Origin of the sequence: Mycolicibacter heraklionensis (assembly GCF_001021505.1) — a bacterium.
GTDB classification, from domain to species: Bacteria; Actinomycetota; Actinomycetes; order Mycobacteriales; family Mycobacteriaceae; genus Mycobacterium; species Mycobacterium heraklionense.
This window is the reverse complement of record NZ_LDPO01000024.1, coordinates 14,493-31,833: the sequence shown is the minus strand read 5'-3', so window position 1 is coordinate 31,833 and position 17,341 is coordinate 14,493. Positions and strand designations below refer to the sequence as shown.

15 protein-coding genes and 1 pseudogene are annotated in these 17,341 nt (G+C 69.5%); 11 read left to right on the top strand and 5 right to left on the bottom strand.

The annotated features are described in order from the left end of the window. Nucleotides 1-63: 63 nt before the first annotated feature. Nucleotides 64-1,248, bottom strand: coding sequence for a protein kinase domain-containing protein (locus tag ABW16_RS20565; protein ID WP_047321046.1), 1,185 nt, complete (start codon nucleotides 1,246-1,248; stop codon nucleotides 64-66). Nucleotides 1,249-1,300: 52 nt separating this feature from the next. On the opposite strand from ABW16_RS20565, the gene ABW16_RS20560 reads away from it, so the two are divergent. Next, nucleotides 1,301-1,705 (top strand): Rv2175c family DNA-binding protein, encoded by a 405-nt coding sequence (locus ABW16_RS20560; RefSeq protein ID WP_047321045.1) that lies wholly within the window; start codon nucleotides 1,301-1,303, stop codon nucleotides 1,703-1,705. A gap of 19 nt (nucleotides 1,706-1,724) precedes the next feature. Here the strand turns inward: ABW16_RS20560 and ABW16_RS20555 are convergent. Beyond that, nucleotides 1,725-3,416 (bottom strand): annotated as a pseudogene (locus ABW16_RS20555) (alpha-(1->6)-mannopyranosyltransferase A); the annotation flags it as partial. 15 nt (nucleotides 3,417-3,431) lie between these two features. Further along, nucleotides 3,432-4,526, bottom strand: a complete 1,095-nt coding sequence (gene idsA2 / locus ABW16_RS20550; RefSeq protein WP_047321084.1) for a bifunctional (2E,6E)-farnesyl/geranyl diphosphate synthase — start codon at nucleotides 4,524-4,526, stop codon at nucleotides 3,432-3,434. A 178-nt stretch (nucleotides 4,527-4,704) separates the two neighbouring features. Between idsA2 and ABW16_RS20545 the strand changes: the two genes are divergently transcribed. Then, entirely contained in the window at nucleotides 4,705-5,598 is an 894-nt protein-coding gene (locus ABW16_RS20545) for a mycobacterial-type methylenetetrahydrofolate reductase (RefSeq protein ID WP_047321043.1), read from the top strand. A 13-nt stretch (nucleotides 5,599-5,611) separates the two neighbouring features. On the opposite strand, the gene ABW16_RS20540 is transcribed toward ABW16_RS20545, so the two are convergent. Together ABW16_RS20540 and ABW16_RS20535 are read right to left on the bottom strand one after the other, a co-directional pair. Next, complete coding sequence (locus tag ABW16_RS20540) at nucleotides 5,612-6,259, bottom strand: LppM family (lipo)protein (RefSeq protein WP_047321083.1); 648 nt, start codon at nucleotides 6,257-6,259, stop codon at nucleotides 5,612-5,614. Between the two features lie 81 nt (nucleotides 6,260-6,340). Beyond that, complete coding sequence (locus ABW16_RS20535; protein WP_047321042.1) at nucleotides 6,341-6,967, bottom strand: GNAT family N-acetyltransferase; 627 nt, start codon at nucleotides 6,965-6,967, stop codon at nucleotides 6,341-6,343. Nucleotides 6,968-7,206: 239 nt separating this feature from the next. Here ABW16_RS20535 and ABW16_RS20530 point away from each other — a divergent pair, with 239 nt between their 5' ends. From ABW16_RS20530 to mraY, 9 genes are all read left to right on the top strand, one after another. Further along, nucleotides 7,207-7,608, top strand: a complete 402-nt coding sequence (locus ABW16_RS20530) for a DUF3040 domain-containing protein (RefSeq protein ID WP_047321041.1) — start codon at nucleotides 7,207-7,209, stop codon at nucleotides 7,606-7,608. 307 nt (nucleotides 7,609-7,915) lie between these two features. Further along, complete coding sequence (mraZ, locus tag ABW16_RS20525; RefSeq protein WP_024440488.1) at nucleotides 7,916-8,347, top strand: division/cell wall cluster transcriptional repressor MraZ; 432 nt, start codon at nucleotides 7,916-7,918, stop codon at nucleotides 8,345-8,347. Further along, entirely contained in the window at nucleotides 8,322-9,536 is a 1,215-nt protein-coding gene (gene rsmH / locus ABW16_RS20520) for a 16S rRNA (cytosine(1402)-N(4))-methyltransferase RsmH (RefSeq protein ID WP_082134241.1), read from the top strand. Before mraZ ends, rsmH begins: the two co-directional genes overlap by 26 nt. Continuing rightward, nucleotides 9,536-10,648: a hypothetical protein gene (locus ABW16_RS20515; RefSeq protein WP_047321039.1), complete on the top strand. Its 1,113-nt coding sequence runs from the start codon at nucleotides 9,536-9,538 to the stop codon at nucleotides 10,646-10,648. The genes rsmH and ABW16_RS20515 overlap by 1 nt, the downstream gene beginning before the upstream one ends. Next, nucleotides 10,645-12,663, top strand: coding sequence for a peptidoglycan D,D-transpeptidase FtsI family protein (locus ABW16_RS20510; protein ID WP_082134240.1), 2,019 nt, complete (start codon nucleotides 10,645-10,647; stop codon nucleotides 12,661-12,663). Before ABW16_RS20515 ends, ABW16_RS20510 begins: the two co-directional genes overlap by 4 nt. Nucleotides 12,664-12,806: 143 nt before the next feature. Further along, the gene (locus ABW16_RS20505; protein WP_047321038.1) at nucleotides 12,807-13,058 is read left to right on the top strand and encodes a hypothetical protein; all 252 of its coding nucleotides are present in this window, start codon (nucleotides 12,807-12,809) and stop codon (nucleotides 13,056-13,058) included. 141 nt (nucleotides 13,059-13,199) lie between these two features. After that, the gene (locus ABW16_RS20500; RefSeq protein ID WP_047321081.1) at nucleotides 13,200-14,753 is read left to right on the top strand and encodes a UDP-N-acetylmuramoyl-L-alanyl-D-glutamate--2,6-diaminopimelate ligase; all 1,554 of its coding nucleotides are present in this window, start codon (nucleotides 13,200-13,202) and stop codon (nucleotides 14,751-14,753) included. After that, nucleotides 14,750-16,264 carry a UDP-N-acetylmuramoyl-tripeptide--D-alanyl-D-alanine ligase gene (locus tag ABW16_RS20495; protein WP_047321037.1) on the top strand — a complete coding sequence of 505 codons (1,515 nt, stop codon included), beginning with the start codon at nucleotides 14,750-14,752 and terminating at the stop codon, nucleotides 16,262-16,264. The genes ABW16_RS20500 and ABW16_RS20495 overlap by 4 nt, the downstream gene beginning before the upstream one ends. After that, on the top strand, nucleotides 16,261-17,340 hold the full coding sequence (gene mraY, locus ABW16_RS20490) for a phospho-N-acetylmuramoyl-pentapeptide-transferase (protein ID WP_047321036.1): 1,080 nt from the start codon (nucleotides 16,261-16,263) through the stop codon (nucleotides 17,338-17,340). The genes ABW16_RS20495 and mraY overlap by 4 nt, the downstream gene beginning before the upstream one ends. Nucleotide 17,341 lies beyond the last annotated feature (1 nt).

The window sequence follows — 17,341 nt, the reverse complement described above, 5'->3', positions numbered from 1 at the left end:
CCGGCGACACGCCGTGCTGGGCGTACAAACATGCACGCTCGCACCAAAGGGGGTCCAGGGGGGCTACAGCAGCGCGCCGACGTTGTTGCCCAGCGTCCACGCCGACGCGGCCACCAGCGTGGTGACCGCGAACAACACGGCCAGCCAGATGATCACCATCCGGCGGGCGTGCTGGCGCTCCAACACGAACCGGCTCAGTTCGACCCCGCCGAATTGCCCTGTCACCAGCTGATATTGGGTGTCGGTGTCGTCCACCCAGTCCGCCGGCCCGCGAGTCATATGCAGTGTCTGGTGCGCCGGCGGCACCGGGCGCTCGGCGGCGCGCCGGGGCGGGGCCGCGTTGTGCTGAGCGGAATTGCGGGGGGCCGGCACCCGAAACGCCGGCAGTGCCAGCCGCTCGCTGATCACGTCGACTGCGTGCGCCATCTCGAGCCCGTCGGCATAGCGCTCCGCCGGTTCACGGGCGGTCGCCCGGGCAACCAGGTCGTCGAATTCGCCTGGGACCCCGTCGATGGCGGAACTCGGCGGGGGGACATCGTGATCCAGTCGTTGGTAGGCCACCGTCAACGCCGAATCGCCGGAGAAGGGTGTCTGTCCGGTCAACAGCTCGTAGGTGAGCACGCCGACCCCGTACACGTCGCTGGCGGGTCCGGCGTTTCCGTCCCGGACCTGCTCCGGTGACAGGTAGGCCGCGGTGCCCAAAATCACGTTGGTGGAGGTGATTCCCGCCGCCGCGAGGGCGCGGACCAACCCGAAGTCGACCACCTTCACGTCGCCGTCGTCGGAGATCAGGATGTTCTCCGGTTTGACGTCACGGTGCACCAGCCCGGCCCGGTGCGCGATCCCCAGTGCCCCCAGCACCGGCCGCAGTACCGCGGCGACCGCATGCGGCGGCATCGGGCCACGTTCGTTGAGCAGCTCTCGCAGGGTCCCGCCCTCGACGAGTTCCATCACCAGAAACGGCTGCCCGGGGTCGTGCGGGGTACCGAAACCCTGGTCGTAGACCGCGACCAGCCCGGGGTCTTTGAGCCGGGCGACCGCTCGGGCCTCGAGCTGGAACCGGGTCAGGAATTGCTGGTCACCGGCGTAGCGCAGATCCATCACCTTGACCGCGACCGGGCGGTCCAGGCGCTCGTCGAGACCGCGGTACACCGTGGAGGTGCCGCCGGTGGCGATCCGGGCGCCCACCCGGTACCGGTCGTCGAGCAGGGCGCCCACCAGTGCGTCGCCGCCCCACGCTCCAGTCACCTGGTCATGGTATGTGTGTGGACGGCCGGTCCGGCGGCTTTAAACTTGTGTCGTGAGCAGCATTCCGGCCTCCGAAGACGTGCTTGAGCCCGACGAACCCACCTTTGATCTGCCGACGGTCGCCGAAATGCTCGGGGTGCCAGTCACCAAGGTGCACCAGTACCTGCGCGACAACCATCTGGTCGCGGTGCGGCGGGCCGGTGTGCTGGTGGTCCCGCAGGTGTTCTTCACCGCAGACGGGGACGTCGTCAAGAGCCTGCCCGGGCTACTGGCACTGCTGCACGACGGCGGATATCAGCAGACCGACATCGTGCGGTGGCTGTTCACGCCGGATTCGTCGCTGTCGTTGACCCGCGACGGCGTGCGGGAGTCGATCGACAACGCCCGCCCGATCGATGCGCTGCACGCACATCAGGCCCGCGAGGTGATGCGCCGGGCGCAAGCCATGGCCTACTGACTTCAAGCGGCGTCGCTCAAGCGGCGTCGAGTTCCGGCGCCGGCTGTGCCTGGGACAGTCGGCGCCAGGCGTACACGGCGCAGCCGGTCGCACCGATCACATGCAGCCAGGTGTACATGCCGTGCGAGCCGTCGGGTTTGAAGATCACCATGATCCACGTCGAGGCCGCGGCGATCGCGGCGATCGCGGTCGGTGAACGGACCAGGGTGGCCGCCACCGCCAGCGGCCAGGTGTAGTACCAGGGCAAGGCGGCGGGCACGAACAGCACCACCACCAGCATGGCCCAGGCGATTCCGGCGACCGCAGCGCGATCGTCGCGCCGCGACCGCCACCACAGCACCGGCAGCGCCAGCCCGATCACCGCGACCCCGCTGATCCGGGTGATGTGCAGAACGGCGTAGAAGTTGACCGGGGCGAACAACCCGCCGACGGCGTGGATCAGGTTGGCGGCCGCCGTCGGCACGGTGAGCCAGTTGATGATCTTGACGTTGCCGGCCAGCAATGCGGTCAACCAGCCCAGGCCCACTCCGGCCAGGGCCGACAGCACCGCGAACACCGCGACAACGATCGCCGTGGACACCGCAGTCGCGGCGGCGAAGGCGACCACTGTCGGATAGCCGCGGGGCTCAAGCCGCGGTTCCAGCTTCGGCTCTCCTTCGTCGAGCCTCGCTGAACCGCGGTGTTCAAGCCGCGGTTCCAGCTTCGGCTCTCCTTCGTCGAGCCTCGCTGAACCGCGGGGTTCATGCCGCGGTTCCAGCTTCGGCTCTCCTTCGTCGAGCCTCGCTGAACCGCGGGGCTCCCGCAGGCGACGCATCCACACCCACACCAGGAAAGGCAATGCGATTGCGGCAGTGGCTTTTACCGCTGCTGCCAGCGCCACCAGCGTTATCCCCGCCAGGTGGCGGCGTTCCAGGGTCAGCGCGATCCCGGCGAGCACCAGGCCGACCATCAGCATCTCGTTGTGCACCCCGCCCATCAGGTGGATGATCACCAACGGGTTGAGCACGGCCAGAAACAGCGCCGCGGGCGCGCTGCCACCGACTCGGGCGGCCACCCGGGGCGCGGCCCAGATCAGCAGCGCCAGCCCGGGCAGCATGCACAGGCGCAGCACCATGGTGCCGGCCACCACATTGTTGCCCACCAGCATCGTGACGAGCTTGGCGACCAGAATGAATGCCGGGCCGTACGGTGCTGTCGTCGCGGCCCAGATCGGGCTGACATCGTCGAGCAGGGGATTGGGGTTGTCGACCGGCCCCACCTGATACGGGTCGAATCCATCGCGCAGCAGGGCGCCCTGGGCCAGGTAGGAGTAGGTGTCGCGGCTGAACACCGGGACCGAGAGCAGCAGCGGCGCCAGCCAGAAGCCCGTGGTGGCGATCAACGTGTAGGTGCTCACGGTGCCCTCGATCACCCGCCGGCCCAAGCCGAGCCAGGCCACCAGCATCACCGCGACTCCGGCCCACAGCAGCACCGACGACAGCACCAGACCGTGACCGAAGCGCAGCCATGACAGGTGCAGGGAATCCAGCACCGGGTCCTGGATGCGGGTGCTGCCGGCGCCCAAGCCGCCCAGCGTGATCAGCAGGGCACCCAGGCAGCCGAGCCAGGCGGCCCCCGCCTGCTCGCCGGCGGCGAACTGCCGCAGTCGCCGAAGGCCGCTGGCGGCGTCGCTGGACGCACTCGTGACCGGTGGGATGGTGGGGTTCGACATCGGCGCTCCGGGCGATCAGGCGGACCGGTCGGCGACCCGGCGGGCCAGGTCGGTCAGTCCGGCTTTGGCAACCTCGTCGATGGGCGCGGCCGCCAGCGCGGCCATGGCGCGGCGGGTCAGCAGATCGATACGGTCCTCGACAGCCGCCAGAGCGCCTACCGCCTCGATCATCTCGCACAGCTCGCGGACCTGCGCCTCGGTCAGCGCAGTGCCGATCGCGCTGCGTAACCGATTGGCCGCCAACGGATCCGACTTGTCGGCCAGCTCAACGGCTTCGGCCAGCAGCACGGTGCGCTTGCCCGAACGCAAGTCGTCGCCGGAGGGCTTGCCGGTCACCGCTGGATCGCCGAAGACTCCCAGCACGTCGTCGCGCAACTGGAACGCGACGCCCAGGTCGGTGCCGAGTTCGTGGAACAGCGCCTGGATGTCGGGCCGGTCGGCAGCGGCGGCGACGCCCAGCTGCAGCGGGCGCACCACCGTGTAGGAGGCGGTCTTGTAGGTGTTGACCCGCATTGCCGAGGCGATCGAGTCCACGCCGCTGGACTCGGCGACGATGTCGAGGTACTGGCCGCCCAGCACCTCGGTGCGGATGTCCGACCACACGCCCCGCACCCGCTGCCGAGCATCGGCCGGCAGATCGGCACCGGCGACGATGTCGTCGGCCCACACCAGCGCCAGGTCGCCGAGCAGGATGGCGGCCGACATCCCGAACTGGTCGGCCGAGCCCCGCCACCCGCGGGCGCGGTGCAGCTCGGCGAACTTGCGGTGGGTGGTGGGGTTGCCGCGGCGGGTGGCTGAGGCGTCGATCACGTCGTCGTGCACCAGGGCGCAGGCGTGCAGCAGTTCCAGTGCGGAGAACAGCAGCAACTCGCCGTCGTCGGCATCCCGGCCGGTGATGGCGCGCCAGCCCCAGTAGGCGAACGCCGGACGCAGCCGCTTGCCGCCGACCAGCACGAATTCTTCGAGGCCGGTGATCAACGCCTCGTAGTCGTCGCCGATATAGGCGGTCTCGGTGCGACGGGTGCGCAGGTGGGAGCGCAGCTGTTCGGTCACGGCCGCGGCCAGCTCGGCGGCCGACGGAGTAGTCGCTGCGGTTGCCTTGGAACTCAGCTCGGCGCCCCTTTCTGTGCTGCCCGGCCGGGGACCCCCAGCGTGGGTCCAGCGTAGAGTGTGCCACCACAGCCGGGGGGACTCAGGCCGGTAGCGGCCGGAGGCGGCCAATGCTGCCCGGTCCTGCCCTGTGGCAACGTTGACCGTCTGCTGACTGTCTTTCACAAGGAGCTGGTACGTGACCTTGAACACCGTCGCACTCGAGCTTGTCCCACCGAACGTGGACAAGGGCCCCGAGCAGACGATCGAGGAGGCACACAAGGTTCTGCGGTTCGCTGCCGAGGCTGGCATCGAAGGGCGGATCCGCCACATTCTGATGCCGAGCATGATCGCCGAGGACGACGACCGCCCGATCGAGATGAAGCCCAAGCTCGACGTGCTGGACTTCTGGAACGCGATCCGCCCCGAGCTGCCGGGCATGGCCGGGTTGTGCACCCAGGTCACCTCGTTCTCCGACGAGGCGGCGCTGCGGAGGCGGCTGGGCGATCTGACCGGCGCGGGGATCGAGGGCGTGGTCTTCGTCGGCGTGCCCCGCACCATGGCCGACGGCGAGGGCTCGGGCATCCCGCCGACCGACGCGCTGGCGACGTTCCGCGCCGACGTGGCCAACCGCGGCGTCATCTTGATTCCCACCCGGGCCGACGAGATCGGCCGGTTCAACTTCAAATGCGAGAGCGGCGCGACGTTCGCGCTGACCCAGCTGCTGTACTCCGACGCGATCGTGCCGTTCTTGACCGAGTTCGCCAAGCGCAGCGACGCGCGCCCGGAGATCTTGCTGTCGTTCGGCTTCGTGCCGTCGTTCGAGAACCGGACTGGCCTGATCAACTGGCTGATTCAGGATCCGGGCAACGCGGCGGTGGCCGCCGAACAGGACTTCGTCAAGACGCTCGCCGACGCCGAACCCGACCAGCGACGCAAACTGATGCTCGACCTGTACAAGCGGGTGATCGATGGTGTCGCGGAGCTGGGCTTCCCGCTGAGCATCCATTTCGAGGCGACCTACGGGGTGTCCGCGGCGGCGTTTCGGACCTTCGCGCAGATGCTCGAGTACTGGTCACCGGCGCCCCGCTGACCCGGGAGGCTGTTCAGCCGGCGTTGTCGTCGGGGGAGCTGAACCGCGGTGCGCGGTCCCGGCCGTACCAGGCGATTGCCGCAACCGCGCCCGCCGCGGCGAACGTGGACAGGATCAGCCAGATGGCGGCGTGGGCGAATGATCGGGTGCTGGGATCGGTGTAGCGGGCTTGGGCGCTCATGGTGCTCACCACGCCAGGCTTGAGCCGCCACTGCACCGTGTCGCCACCGATGCGGTCGCCGTTGGTGGACGTCACCTCACCGGGGAACGCGACGCTCAACTCGACGTCGGCCTCCGGGTCGTTGAGTGAGGTGAGGTCCACTCGGCCTTCCAGGATCACCAGGTTTCCGGCGCGGCGCAGCGACAGGTCCACCCCGGCCGCGTCGCGGTGCATTCCGGCCAGCTGCGGCAGTTCGGCGAAGGTCAGGTCGGAGAACACCGCCTGGGAGCCGACGTAGCCGTCCCGGCTGTAGTTGGAGATCGCGATCTTCTGGGGGAACGGCAGGTCGGCGCTGAGCTTGGGGCCGGTGTCGTTGTCGTTGCGCGGCTTGGCCGCGACGACGATCTGGCCGGAGACCTGATCGTTGGGGGAGACGGTGATGTTGGCCCGAATGCGCACGCATCCGGCCAACGGCGCCGCGATCAAGAGCAGCGCGACCATGGCAACCAGGCGACGGTAGGTGCGAACATGCACGACGTCATCGTGCCAGACCCGTCGGCGGGTCCGGCGACGACGCGGCTGCTACAACGGCAGTGGCCGGCCCAAGATGGCGAATGGGCGGGGATCACCGGCGAAGTGATGACCGCGGATCACGTCGGTGAACCCCAGCCGACGGTACAACCGCCAGGCGCGGTTGCCTTCGCCGTTGGTCTCCGGTGTGGACAGCAGCACGTTGGCTTCCGGACGCCCGGCCAGCAGGCGTCGGGCCAGGGCCTCACCCAAGCCGCCGCCCTGGGCGCGTGGCGCGACGTGCAACTCGGTCAGCTCGAAGTAACTGGCCATCAGGCGGGCGATGTCGGGGTGCGGCAGACCGCGGCGCTGCAAGCCCAGCACCACCTGCTGCTGCCACCACTGGTCGGGCGCTCCGCAGTAGCCGTAGGCCACTCCCAGCAGCTCGGCTCCGTTTAATCCCGCCGGTGCCGCGCCCGGCTGACGAATCTCGCCGACCTCGCCGGGCTCGTTGTCTTTGTTGTCTTGGAAGGCGGCCACCGCCCGCCAGCCGCTTCGGCGGGTGTGATCCAGCCACATCGCGGCACGTTGGCTCTCGGTGCCCGGCGGGTAGCCCATTGCGGTGACGTAGACGCGCAGCGCCGCACCGAGGTGATCCGCCATTTCGCGCGGCGACATGTCGAGGAGGAAGGTCACCAACGTGCAGGTTCCTTTCCCGGAGAAGTGGGAGTGTGCCCCATGTCCAAAGTCCCATTATCCGGATTCGGCCCTGCGGCGTCGGCCGTTGTGGATCGACATTGCCGGACCGCCGCTACAATCGGCGGGTGAAGCCTGTGGTACGGCGCAGGCCTACCTCGTATTATCAGTGTTAGTTGCCCGCACCAGTCCGTATCGCGCCGTGGGCAGTGACATGAGCGGCCGTCGGCAAGGAGGGACGAATGCCACTCTCCGATCATGAACAGCGCATGCTCGACGAGATTGAGAGCGCGCTGTACGCCGAGGACCCCAAGTTCGCTTCCAGCGTTCGCGGCGGTGCCCTGCGTACCCCGACCACCCGCCGGCGGGTGCAGGGTATGACCTTCTTCGTGGTCGGCCTCGTGATGCTGGTCTCCGGTATCCCGTTCTATGCGACCACCGTCAATGCGGCATTCCTGATTCTGAGCGTGCTGGGATTCGTGGTGATGTTCGGTGGGGTGGTGTTCGCCATCACCGGCAACCACGCCGTCGCCGCCCGAGACGGTGCGGCCAAGGCGGGCGGGGGTTCGCAGCGGCGGGTCAAGGGCGGCGGTACGTTCGCCAGCCGGATGGAAGACCGTTTCCGCCGCCGGTTCGAGCCGTAGGCCGATCCAGCGGCACGGGTGATGTGAAAGGGCAGCCGATCGGCTGCCCTTTTTTTGTGTGCACAGCCGCTTCCGGGTCGCGTCTGGGGCCCAGCCCGTCGAGGCCCCCGCCCCACCTCGCCCCACTTTGCCTCCACCAGCCCTGAGCTGGTCATTTGGTGACCGTTGGGGCCCCGTTTCGCCTGTTGGGGAGACAAAGTGGCAGATCTAGTGGGGCATAGGGGTGGATTCGACCTAGGAAATGGTGCGTAGTGGGGGAATGTGGGGTATCGTGGGCTGACGATGTCGACGTGGCGGGAGGTGGCCGATGTTCCTCGGCACCTACACGCCCAAGCTCGACGACAAGGGGCGGCTGACACTGCCCGCGAAGTTTCGTGATGCGCTGGCAGGAGGGTTGATGGTCACCAAGAGTCAGGACCACAGCCTGGCCGTGTATCCGCGCGCGGAGTTCGAGCAGTTGGCCCGCCGGGCGGCCAAGGCTTCGCGCAGCAACCCGGACGCGCGAGCATTCCTGCGCAACCTCGCCGCCGCCACGGACGAACAGCACCCCGACGCCCAGGGCCGGATCACCTTGTCGCCCGACCACCGTCGCTACGCCAACCTGTCCAAGGAGTGCGTGGTCATCGGGTCGGTGGACTACCTGGAGATCTGGGACGCACAAGCCTGGAGCGACTACCAGCAGACGCACGAAGAGAACTTCTCCGCGGCCAGCGATGAAGCACTCAGCGACATCATCTGAGGCGCACGCCCGTGCCTCGTGGCCTCTGTCCGAACCGACCCTGACGTACTTCCCCAACGTCAGGTTCGTGCCGTCGGGCAGGGACCTCGAGGCAGGGGCCCGGCGATCGCAAGCGCGGCGGAGCCGGGCGCAGCGGGTCGACGGTCGGTTGCACTGCCACTCTGGATCGGGAGGTGTTGCCGTGGCCGAACAGGGCGAATTCGGACACGTGCCGGTCCTGCTGGACCGCTGTGTGGAGCTGCTGGCTCCGGCGCTGACCAGGCAGTCGGCCGACGGCCAGGGTGCGACCCTGGTGGACGCCACCCTGGGCGCCGGCGGGCACACGGAGCGTTTTCTGAGCCAGTTCCCCGGCTTGCGAGTCATCGGGTTGGACCGCGACACCACCGCACTCGACATCGCCGGGGCGCGGTTGGCCCGCTTCGGCGATCGCCTCCAGACGGTCCGCACCCGATACGACGGGATCGCCGCGGCACTGACCGAATCAGGCTTGGCCGCAACCGGATCGGTTGATGCGGTGTTGTTCGACCTCGGGGTGTCCTCGATGCAGCTCGACCGGGTGGAGCGGGGATTTTCCTACGCGCAGGACGCGCCGCTGGACATGCGGATGGACCCGCAGGCTGAACTCACCGCCGCAGACATCGTGAACACCTACGACGCGGCGGCGCTCACCGACATTCTGCGGCGCTTCGGCGAGGAGCGGTTCGCGTCGCGGATCGCCAAGTACATCGTGCGGCGCCGAGCTCAGACCCCGTTCACCTCGACCGGGGAACTGACAGAGCTGCTCTACGAGGCGATTCCGGCGCCGGCGCGGCGCACCGGGGGACACCCGGCCAAGCGCACGTTTCAGGCGCTGCGTATCGCGGTCAACGGCGAACTGGACTCGCTGCGAGACGCGCTGCCGGCGGCGCTGAATGCGCTGGCGGTGGGCGGACGGGTGGCGGTGATGTCCTACCAGTCGTTGGAGGACCGCATCGTCAAGCAGCTGTTTGCCGCGGCCACCGCATCGCGCACACCGGTCGGTCTCCCGGTCGAATTGCCCGGCGACGAACCGAAGTTCGTGACGTTGACGCGCGGCGCCGAACGGGCCGAGGCGGATGAGGTCGAGCGCAACCCACGGGCGGGCTCGGTCCGGCTGCGTGCTGTGGAACGGGTCCAGGCCGGGCCGATCGTGGCATCGAGGGGGAAGTGATGGCGGCCAAGCGCAAGCCCGCGGTACGGCAGGGCGACCGTCGCCGTAGCCCCGAGGGCGCAACTCGCAACGGCCCGCGGCGCGTCAACGAGCCGACGCAGGCCCGGGGCCCGCGCCGGCAGCGCGGAGCCGCGCCCGCAGCGGGTCTCCAGTCGCGACCGCGCACCGGCCCGCAGAAGGCGGCGTCGCTTCGCCCCGATCCGCGACCGGTGCCGCCGAAGAACACCAAGCAGGCCAAGGCGCGAGCCAAGGCCCGAAAGGCCAAGGCGCCCAAGGTTGTGCGCGTACCGCTGCGCGAACGCCTGATCGCTCGACTGGCCTCGGTCGACCTGCGGCCGCGCACGCTGGCGGCCAAGGTTCCATTCGTCGTGCTGATCATCGGCGCGCTCGGCGTCGGGCTGGGAATCACCCTGTGGCTGTCGACGGATGCCGCCGAGCGGTCCTACCAGTTGGGCAGCATCCGGGAGCGCAACCGGGTCCTGATGCAGCAGAAGGAAGCACTCGAGCGTGACGTGCTCACCGCCGAGTCCGCACCGGCGCTGGCCGAGGCGGCCCGCGAACTGGGCATGATCCCCAGCCGCGACACCGCGCATCTGGTCCAGGACCCGGTCGGCAACTGGGTGGTCGTCGGGACCCCGAAGCCCGCCGAGGGAGTCCCGCCGCCGCCGCTGAACACCAAGTTGCCCGACGATGTGGCACCACCGGCAGAGGTGCCGGTTCGGGTGCCGCCGGCCGGGCCGAAGCTCGACAGCCGCCATCTGCCCGCCGCGGTCCCGCCGGTACCGGCGGCGCCCGGCGCGCCGCTGACCATTCCGGGTCTGCCTGGAGTTCCGGGCGTGCCCCAGGCCGGGCCGTTGCCCGGGCCCGGCGCGCAAGACATCCCGCCCCTGGCGACGCCTCCGGCCCTCCCGTCTGACGGCTTGCCGCCCGTCGCCTTGCCGCCCGGGTCGGTGGTGCCGCCGGAGACGGTGCTCCCGCTGGGCGGGACGCTTCCTCCGGCGGCGGTCCTGCCGCCGGCGGCGGTGCTGCCGCCCGAGGCGGTGCTGCCGCCGCAACCCCCGTTGCCGCCGGCAGCCGTGGCGACGCCGGTGGTTCCCGGAGCCGCGCGATGAGACGGACCGCGCGGGGGACCGGCCCGGCACGTCGCGCCGACGGCTCGGCCACAGCTGTCACGCGAAAGAACCGTCGATCCGCCACCCCGCCGGCCAAACCGGCCAAAACCGCCAAGTCCGGCAAGGCTCTGAAGGCGACCTCGAAAGCGACTCAGGCAACCGGGCATTCGGCCCGCGAGCGCCGTACTCGCCCGGCCACCGAGATGGGCCTGCGCAGCGCTTCGTTCGTCTTTCGGCACCGCACCGGCAACGCGGTCATCTTCCTGGTGCTGGCATTGTCGGCGGCACAGCTGTTCTACCTGCAGGTCCCTCGGGCCTCCGGGCTGCGGGCCGAAGCCGCCGGACAACTCAAGGTCACCGACGTCCAGCAGGCGATGCGCGGCGACATCATCGACCGCACCGGTGACAAGCTTGCGTTCACCATCGAGGCTCGGGCGCTGTCCTTCCAGCCGGTCAAGATCGGCAAGCAGCTCGCCGACGCCAAGAAGAAGGACCCGTCGGCCCCCGATCCACAACTGCGGCTGCAGGAGATCGCCAAGGAGATCTCCACCCGCCTCGGCAACAAGCCGGACTCAGCGGCCCTGCTGAAGAAGCTGCGCAGCAACGAGACCTTCGTCTATCTCGCCCGTGCCGTCGACCCGGCGGTGGCCGAGGTGATCACCGAGAAGTGCCCGGAGGTCGGTAGCGAGCGCCAGGACCTGCGGCAGTACCCGGGCGGGTCGCTGGCGGCCAACATCATCGGCGGCATCGACTGGGACGGCCACGGCCTGCTGGGGCTGGAGGACTCGATGGACGCCGTGCTGGCCGGAACGGACGGGTCGGTCACCTACGACCGCGGTTCGGACGGCGTGGTGATCCCGGGCAGCTACCGCAACCGGCACAAGGCCGTCAACGGGTCGACGATCCAGCTCACCCTCGACGACGACATTCAGTTCTACGTGCAGCAGCAGGTGCAGCAGGCCAAGAACGTCACCGGCGCTCACGACGTCACGGCCGTGGTGCTCGACGCGCACAGCGGTGAGGTGCTGGCGATGGCCGGCGACAACACGTTCGATCCCTCTCAGGACATCGGGCGCCAGGAGGACCGCGAGCTCGGCAACCTGGCGGTCTCGTCGCCGTTCGAGCCGGGCTCGGTGAACAAGATCATCACCGCCGCCTCGGTGATCGAATACGGCCTCGGTCACCCCGACGATGTCCTGCAGGTGCCCGGATCGATCAACATCGCCGACGTCACCGTCAGCGACGCCTGGGAGCACGGCGTCGCGCCGTACACCGTGACCGGAGTCTTCGGGAAGTCCTCCAACGTCGGCACCCTGATGCTGGCGCAACGGGTGGGCCCCGAGCGCTGGTTCGACATGCTGGAGAAGTTCGGTCTGGGACAGCGCACCGGCGTGGCTCTGCCCGGTGAGAGCGCCGGGCTGGTACCTCCGGTGGACCAATGGTCCGGCAGCTCCTTCGCCAACCTGCCCATCGGCCAGGGGCTGTCGATGACGCTGCTGCAGATGACCGGGATGTACCAGGCCATCGCCAACGACGGCCTGCGAATTCCGCCGCGAATCATCAAGGCGACCATTTCCCCCGATGGCAGCCGCACCGAGGAACCGCGGCCCGAGGGCGTCCGGGTCGTCTCGGAGCAGACCGCGGCGACCGTGCGCAACATGCTGCGCTCGGTGGTGCAACGTGATCCGACCGGCGTGCAGCAGGGCACCGGATGGCAGGCCGCGGTCGACGGCTACCAGATCGCCGGGAAAACCGGTACCGCACAGCAGATCAACCCGGCCTGCGGTTGCTACTACGACGACGTCTACTGGATCACCTTCGCCGGGATAGCGCCGGCGGACAATCCGCGCTACGTCATCGGCCTGATGATGAACAACCCCCACCGTGCCGCGGACGGGTCGCCGGGCACCTCGGCGGCGCCGCTGTTCCACAACATCGCCGGGTGGTTGTTGCAGCGCCACAACGTGCCGTTGTCGCCCGACCCAGGGCCGCCGCTGGTCCTGCAGGCGATGTAGCCACCGCACCCTAGGCGGCTGATCCGTCCACTCTCGTCCGTAAATAACGACGTGATTCCGCCGTTTTGGCGTGGGACTTGTGGTTATCGTTCGGACAACGCGGGGACAAAGGGGGTTCCGGCGCCGAAGAGAAAGGGTCGATCATGGCCCGAAAAGCAAGTGCGATCGGTTACACAATTCCGGGGGTTCTCGCCGCAGCGGCAGGCATCGTGGCTGTGGGGCTGCTCGGCGCACCCATCGCGAGTGACCACCACGCCAGCGGCTGTTTCATGACCAAGTCCGGAGACGCGTGCGTGGACTTGCCGGACCCGACCGAGTACGGATGTCCGGCCGGGGATTTCCAATGCATGTTCGACAAGAAGCTCAACAAGCAGCCGCCACCGTCTGACGGCTGAACCGCGGGCCTCGCCTCTGGCGAGCCGCGCCGCCGCCACGACCCGCCGTCGGCGCAAGCCGGATCGCCTGCGCTGTGGGCACGGCCCCTCTAGGTAGTCTCAGGGCCGATCCGGACGACCCGGCCGCAGCGGATGGAGGTGATGGCGGTGCCTGGTGCTCTGCGCCCTGACGTCGGTGCAGGCACGTCACTGCGTGTGCTCGCGGCCCAGATCGGGGCGGTCGCGGTAACCGGTGAGGTGGTGCCGGAGCTGCCGATCACCGGGTTGACCCTGCGTGCCCAGGACGTGCGGCCCGGTGACCTGTTCGCGGCGTTGCCCGGTGCCACCACCCACGGCGCACGATTCGCGGCCGACGCGGTCGCCCGCGGTGCGGTCGCGGTGCTCTCCGATGGCGCCGGGTCCGCCGAGATCGCCGACGGCACACCGCTACCCGGCATACCGGTCCTGGTTCATCCGACACCCCGCACCGTGTTGGGCGAACTGGCGGCACAGGTGTACGGACATCCCTGCGACCGGGTCACCGTCATCGGCATCACCGGCACGTCGGGCAAAACCACCACCACCTATCTGGTCGAGGCGGGGTTGCGGGCAGCGGGCCGCACCGCCGGTCTGATCGGCACGGTCGGCGTCCGCATCGACGGCGTCGACCTGCCCAGCGCTTTGACCACCCCCGAGGCGCCCGCGCTGCAGGCGCTGCTGGCCGTGATGGCGCAGCGCGGGGTGGACACCGCGGTGATGGAGGTGTCCAGTCACGCCCTGACGTTGGGCCGGGTCGACGGCACCCGATTCGCGGTGGGCGCCTTCACCAACCTGTCGCGCGATCATCTCGACTTCCACCCGACCATGGCGGACTACTTCGAGGCCAAGGCCCGGTTGTTCGATCCGGCGTCGCCGCTGCACGCCGCCCGGTCGGTGGTCTGCGTCGACGACGACGCCGGCGCGGCGATGGCGGCGCGGGCGACCGCGCCGGTCACTGTCAGCGCGACGGGCCGCCCCGCGGACTGGGGTGTGGAGCAAGTGAGCGCGGGCGGTTCTCGCGGGAGAGAGTTCCTGGCCGTCGACCCCGCCGGTGTGCACCACCCGATCGGCATCGGGCTGCCCGGCGACTACAACGTGGCCAATTGCCTTGTGGCGCTGGCCATTCTCGATGCGGTCGGAGTGTCGCCGGAGCAGGCGGCGCCCGGCCTGCGAGAGGCTCGGGTGCCGGGGCGGATGGAGTCGATCGACCGTGGTCAGGGATTCCTGGCCCTGGTCGACTACGCGCACAAGCCCGGCGCGCTGGCAGCGGTGCTGGCGACCCTGCGTCAGGAACTGCGCGACACCACCGGGCGACTGGCCGTGGTGTTCGGCGCCGGTGGCGACCGTGACCACGGCAAGCGCGAACCGATGGGACGGATCGCCGCCCAGGCCGCCGACCTGGTGGTGGTCACCGACGACAACCCGCGCGGCGAAGACCCCGCCGACATCCGGCGCGCGGTTCTGGCCGGTGCCGCCGCGGGTAGCGCGCAGGTGGTCGAGATCGGGGACCGGCGGGCCGCGATCGCGCACGCGGTGGCATGGGCGCAGCCCGGCGATGTGGTGCTGGTCGCTGGCAAGGGACACGAGACCGGGCAGACCGCCGCCGGGCACACCCAGCCCTTCGACGACCGGGTGGAGCTGGCCCAGGCGCTGGAAGCGCGCGAGGAGCACCGATGATCGCGCTGACCGTCGCGCAGATCGCCGAGATCGTCGGCGGCCGGCTGGCCGACATCACCCCCGAGCAGGCCGAGCGCACCGTCGTCACCGGCACCGTCGAATTCGACTCCCGCCGGATCACCCCGGGCGCACTGTTCCTGGCTCTGCCCGGCGCGCGGGCCGACGGCCACGACCACGCGGCCTCCGCGGTGGATGCCGGCGCGGTGGCGGTGCTGGCGGCCCGCCCGGTCGGAGTCCCGGCCGTTGTTGTGGAACCGGTCGCATCCGACAGTCAGTCCGGTGCGCTCGAGCATGACGACGAGGCCGGATCCGGCGCCGCGGTGCTGGCCGCGCTGGCCAAACTGGCTGCGGCAGTGGCGGCCGCCCTGGTCGCCAAGGGACTGACGATCATCGGCGTGACCGGGTCGTCCGGCAAGACCTCCACCAAGGATCTGATCGCCGCGGTACTGGCGCCGCTGGGGGAGGTGATCGCCCCGCCCGGATCGTTCAACAACGAACTGGGTCACCCGTGGACGGTGCTGCGAGCCGACGAGAACACCGACTATCTGGTCCTCGAGCTGTCGGCGCGGCATCGCGGCAACATCGCCGCGCTGGCGGCCATCGCCCCCCCGCAGATCGCGGTGGTGCTCAACGTCGGGACGGCGCACCTGGGCGAGTTCGGCTCACGGGAAGCCATCGCCGAGACCAAAGCCGAGCTGGCACAAGCCGTTCCCGAGTCCGGTGTGGTGATCCTCAACGTCGACGACTCGGCGGTGGCCGCGATGGCCGACAAGACCGTCGCCCGCGTGGTGCGGGTCAGCCGTTCAGCTCCTGCCGACGTGTGGGCCGGGCCGGTGGTGCTCAACGAGCTGGCCCGCCCGCGGTTCACCCTGCACTCCGGTGGCGAGGGCGCCGAAGTCCCTGTCTCGCTTGGGGTGTCCGGCGATCACCAGGTCGGCAACGCACTGTGCGCCGCCGCCGTCGCCTTGGAATGCGGCGCCACGCCGCAGCAGGTGGCCGACGCCCTGGCCGGCGCCGGACCGGCCTCCGGGCACCGGATGCAGGTCAGCACCCGCGCGGACGGCGTGACCGTGATCGATGACTCCTACAACGCCAACCCGGACTCCATGCGGGCGGCGCTGCAGGCGCTGGCCTGGATCTCCCGCGGTGAGAATCCGGGGGCGAAGCGCCGCAGCTGGGCGGTGCTGGGGGAGATGGCCGAGTTGGGTGAGGACGCGATATCTGAGCATGACCGCATCGGACGGCTTGCGGTGCGCTTAGATGTGTCTCGTCTCATTGTCGTCGGAGTAGGGAGATCGATGGGCGCGATGCTGCACGGCGCGGTCATGGAGGGCTCCTGGGGCACGGAAGAAAGAGGGGCCGCTGCGGTACAAGACGTCGATGCTGCCCTGGCTCTCTTACGCGCCGAACTGCGGGCGGGAGACGTGGTACTGGTCAAGGCGTCGAACTCCGCGGGACTGACCGCGCTAGCTGAGGCGCTGACCAGCGAAAACCCAGGAGATCGCCGATGATAATGATCCTCATCGCGGCCGGTGTCGCGCTGCTGGTCGCGATCCTGCTGACCCCGGTGCTGATCCGGGTGTTCACCAAGCAGGGCTTCGGGCAGGAGATCCGTGAGGACGGCCCGGCCAGCCACCAGAGCAAACGCGGTACCCCGTCGATGGGCGGTGTGGCCATCGTGGCCGGGATCTGGGCGGGCTACCTGACCGCGGAACTGGCCGGCCTGGTGTTCTACGGCACCGGACCGACGGCGTCGGGCCTGCTGGTCCTGGGGCTGGCCACCGCGCTGGGCGCGGTCGGCTTCGTCGACGACCTGATCAAGATCCGCCGCTCCCGCAACCTCGGTCTGAACAAGACCGCCAAGACCGTCGGGCAGGTAACCGCCGCGACCCTGTTCGGCCTGCTGGTGCTGTGCTTCCGCAACGGCTCCGGCCTGACGCCGGGCAGCCTGCAACTGTCCTATGTGCGCGACATCGCCACCGTCACGCTGCCCGCGGCGGTGTTCGTGCTGTTCGTCATCCTGATCGTCAGCGCCTGGTCCAACGCGGTCAACTTCACCGACGGCCTGGACGGCCTGGCCGCCGGATCCATGGCGATGGTCAGCGCCGCCTACGTGCTGATCACCGTCATGCAGCACCGCAACGCCTGCGCGATCGCACCCGGTCTGGGCTGCTATAACGTGCGCGACCCGCTGGACCTGGCGCTGATCGCCGCCGCGACCGCGGGTGCCTGCATCGGGTTCCTGTGGTGGAACGCCGCGCCGGCGAAGATCTTCATGGGTGACACCGGTTCGCTGGCGCTGGGTGGCGTGATCGCCGGCATGTCGATCACCACCCGCACCGAGATCCTCGCGGTGGTGCTCGGTGGGCTCTTCGTCGCCGAGATCACCTCGGTGGTCGTGCAGATCGTGGCGTTCCGCAGCACCGGCCGCCGGGTGTTCCGGATGGCCCCGTTCCATCACCACTTCGAGTTGGCCGGCTGGGCCGAGACCACCGTGATCATCCGGTTCTGGCTGCTCACCGCCATTGCCTGCGGCTTGGGTGTCTCCATGTTCTACGGCGAGTGGTTCACCGCCGTAGGCGGCTGAG

What these genes read in the sequence shown, in the direction of transcription:
- ABW16_RS20495 (WP_047321037.1), top strand. Translation starts at nt 14,750, where the DNA reads ATGATCGCGCTGACCGTCGCGCAGATCGCCGAGATCGTCGGCGGCCGG.
- ABW16_RS20500 (WP_047321081.1), top strand. Translation starts at nt 13,200, where the DNA reads ATGGCGGTGCCTGGTGCTCTGCGCCCTGACGTCGGTGCAGGCACGTCA.
- ABW16_RS20505 (WP_047321038.1), top strand. Translation starts at nt 12,807, where the DNA reads ATGGCCCGAAAAGCAAGTGCGATCGGTTACACAATTCCGGGGGTTCTC.
- ABW16_RS20530 (WP_047321041.1), top strand. Translation starts at nt 7,207, where the DNA reads ATGCCACTCTCCGATCATGAACAGCGCATGCTCGACGAGATTGAGAGC.
- ABW16_RS20515 (WP_047321039.1), top strand. Translation starts at nt 9,536, where the DNA reads ATGGCGGCCAAGCGCAAGCCCGCGGTACGGCAGGGCGACCGTCGCCGT.
- mraZ (WP_024440488.1), top strand. Translation starts at nt 7,916, where the DNA reads ATGTTCCTCGGCACCTACACGCCCAAGCTCGACGACAAGGGGCGGCTG.
- rsmH (WP_082134241.1), top strand. Translation starts at nt 8,322, where the DNA reads ATGAAGCACTCAGCGACATCATCTGAGGCGCACGCCCGTGCCTCGTGG.
- ABW16_RS20510 (WP_082134240.1), top strand. Translation starts at nt 10,645, where the DNA reads ATGAGACGGACCGCGCGGGGGACCGGCCCGGCACGTCGCGCCGACGGC.
- ABW16_RS20540 (WP_047321083.1), bottom strand. Translation starts at nt 6,259, where the DNA reads ATGGTCGCGCTGCTCTTGATCGCGGCGCCGTTGGCCGGATGCGTGCGC.
- mraY (WP_047321036.1), top strand. Translation starts at nt 16,261, where the DNA reads ATGATAATGATCCTCATCGCGGCCGGTGTCGCGCTGCTGGTCGCGATC.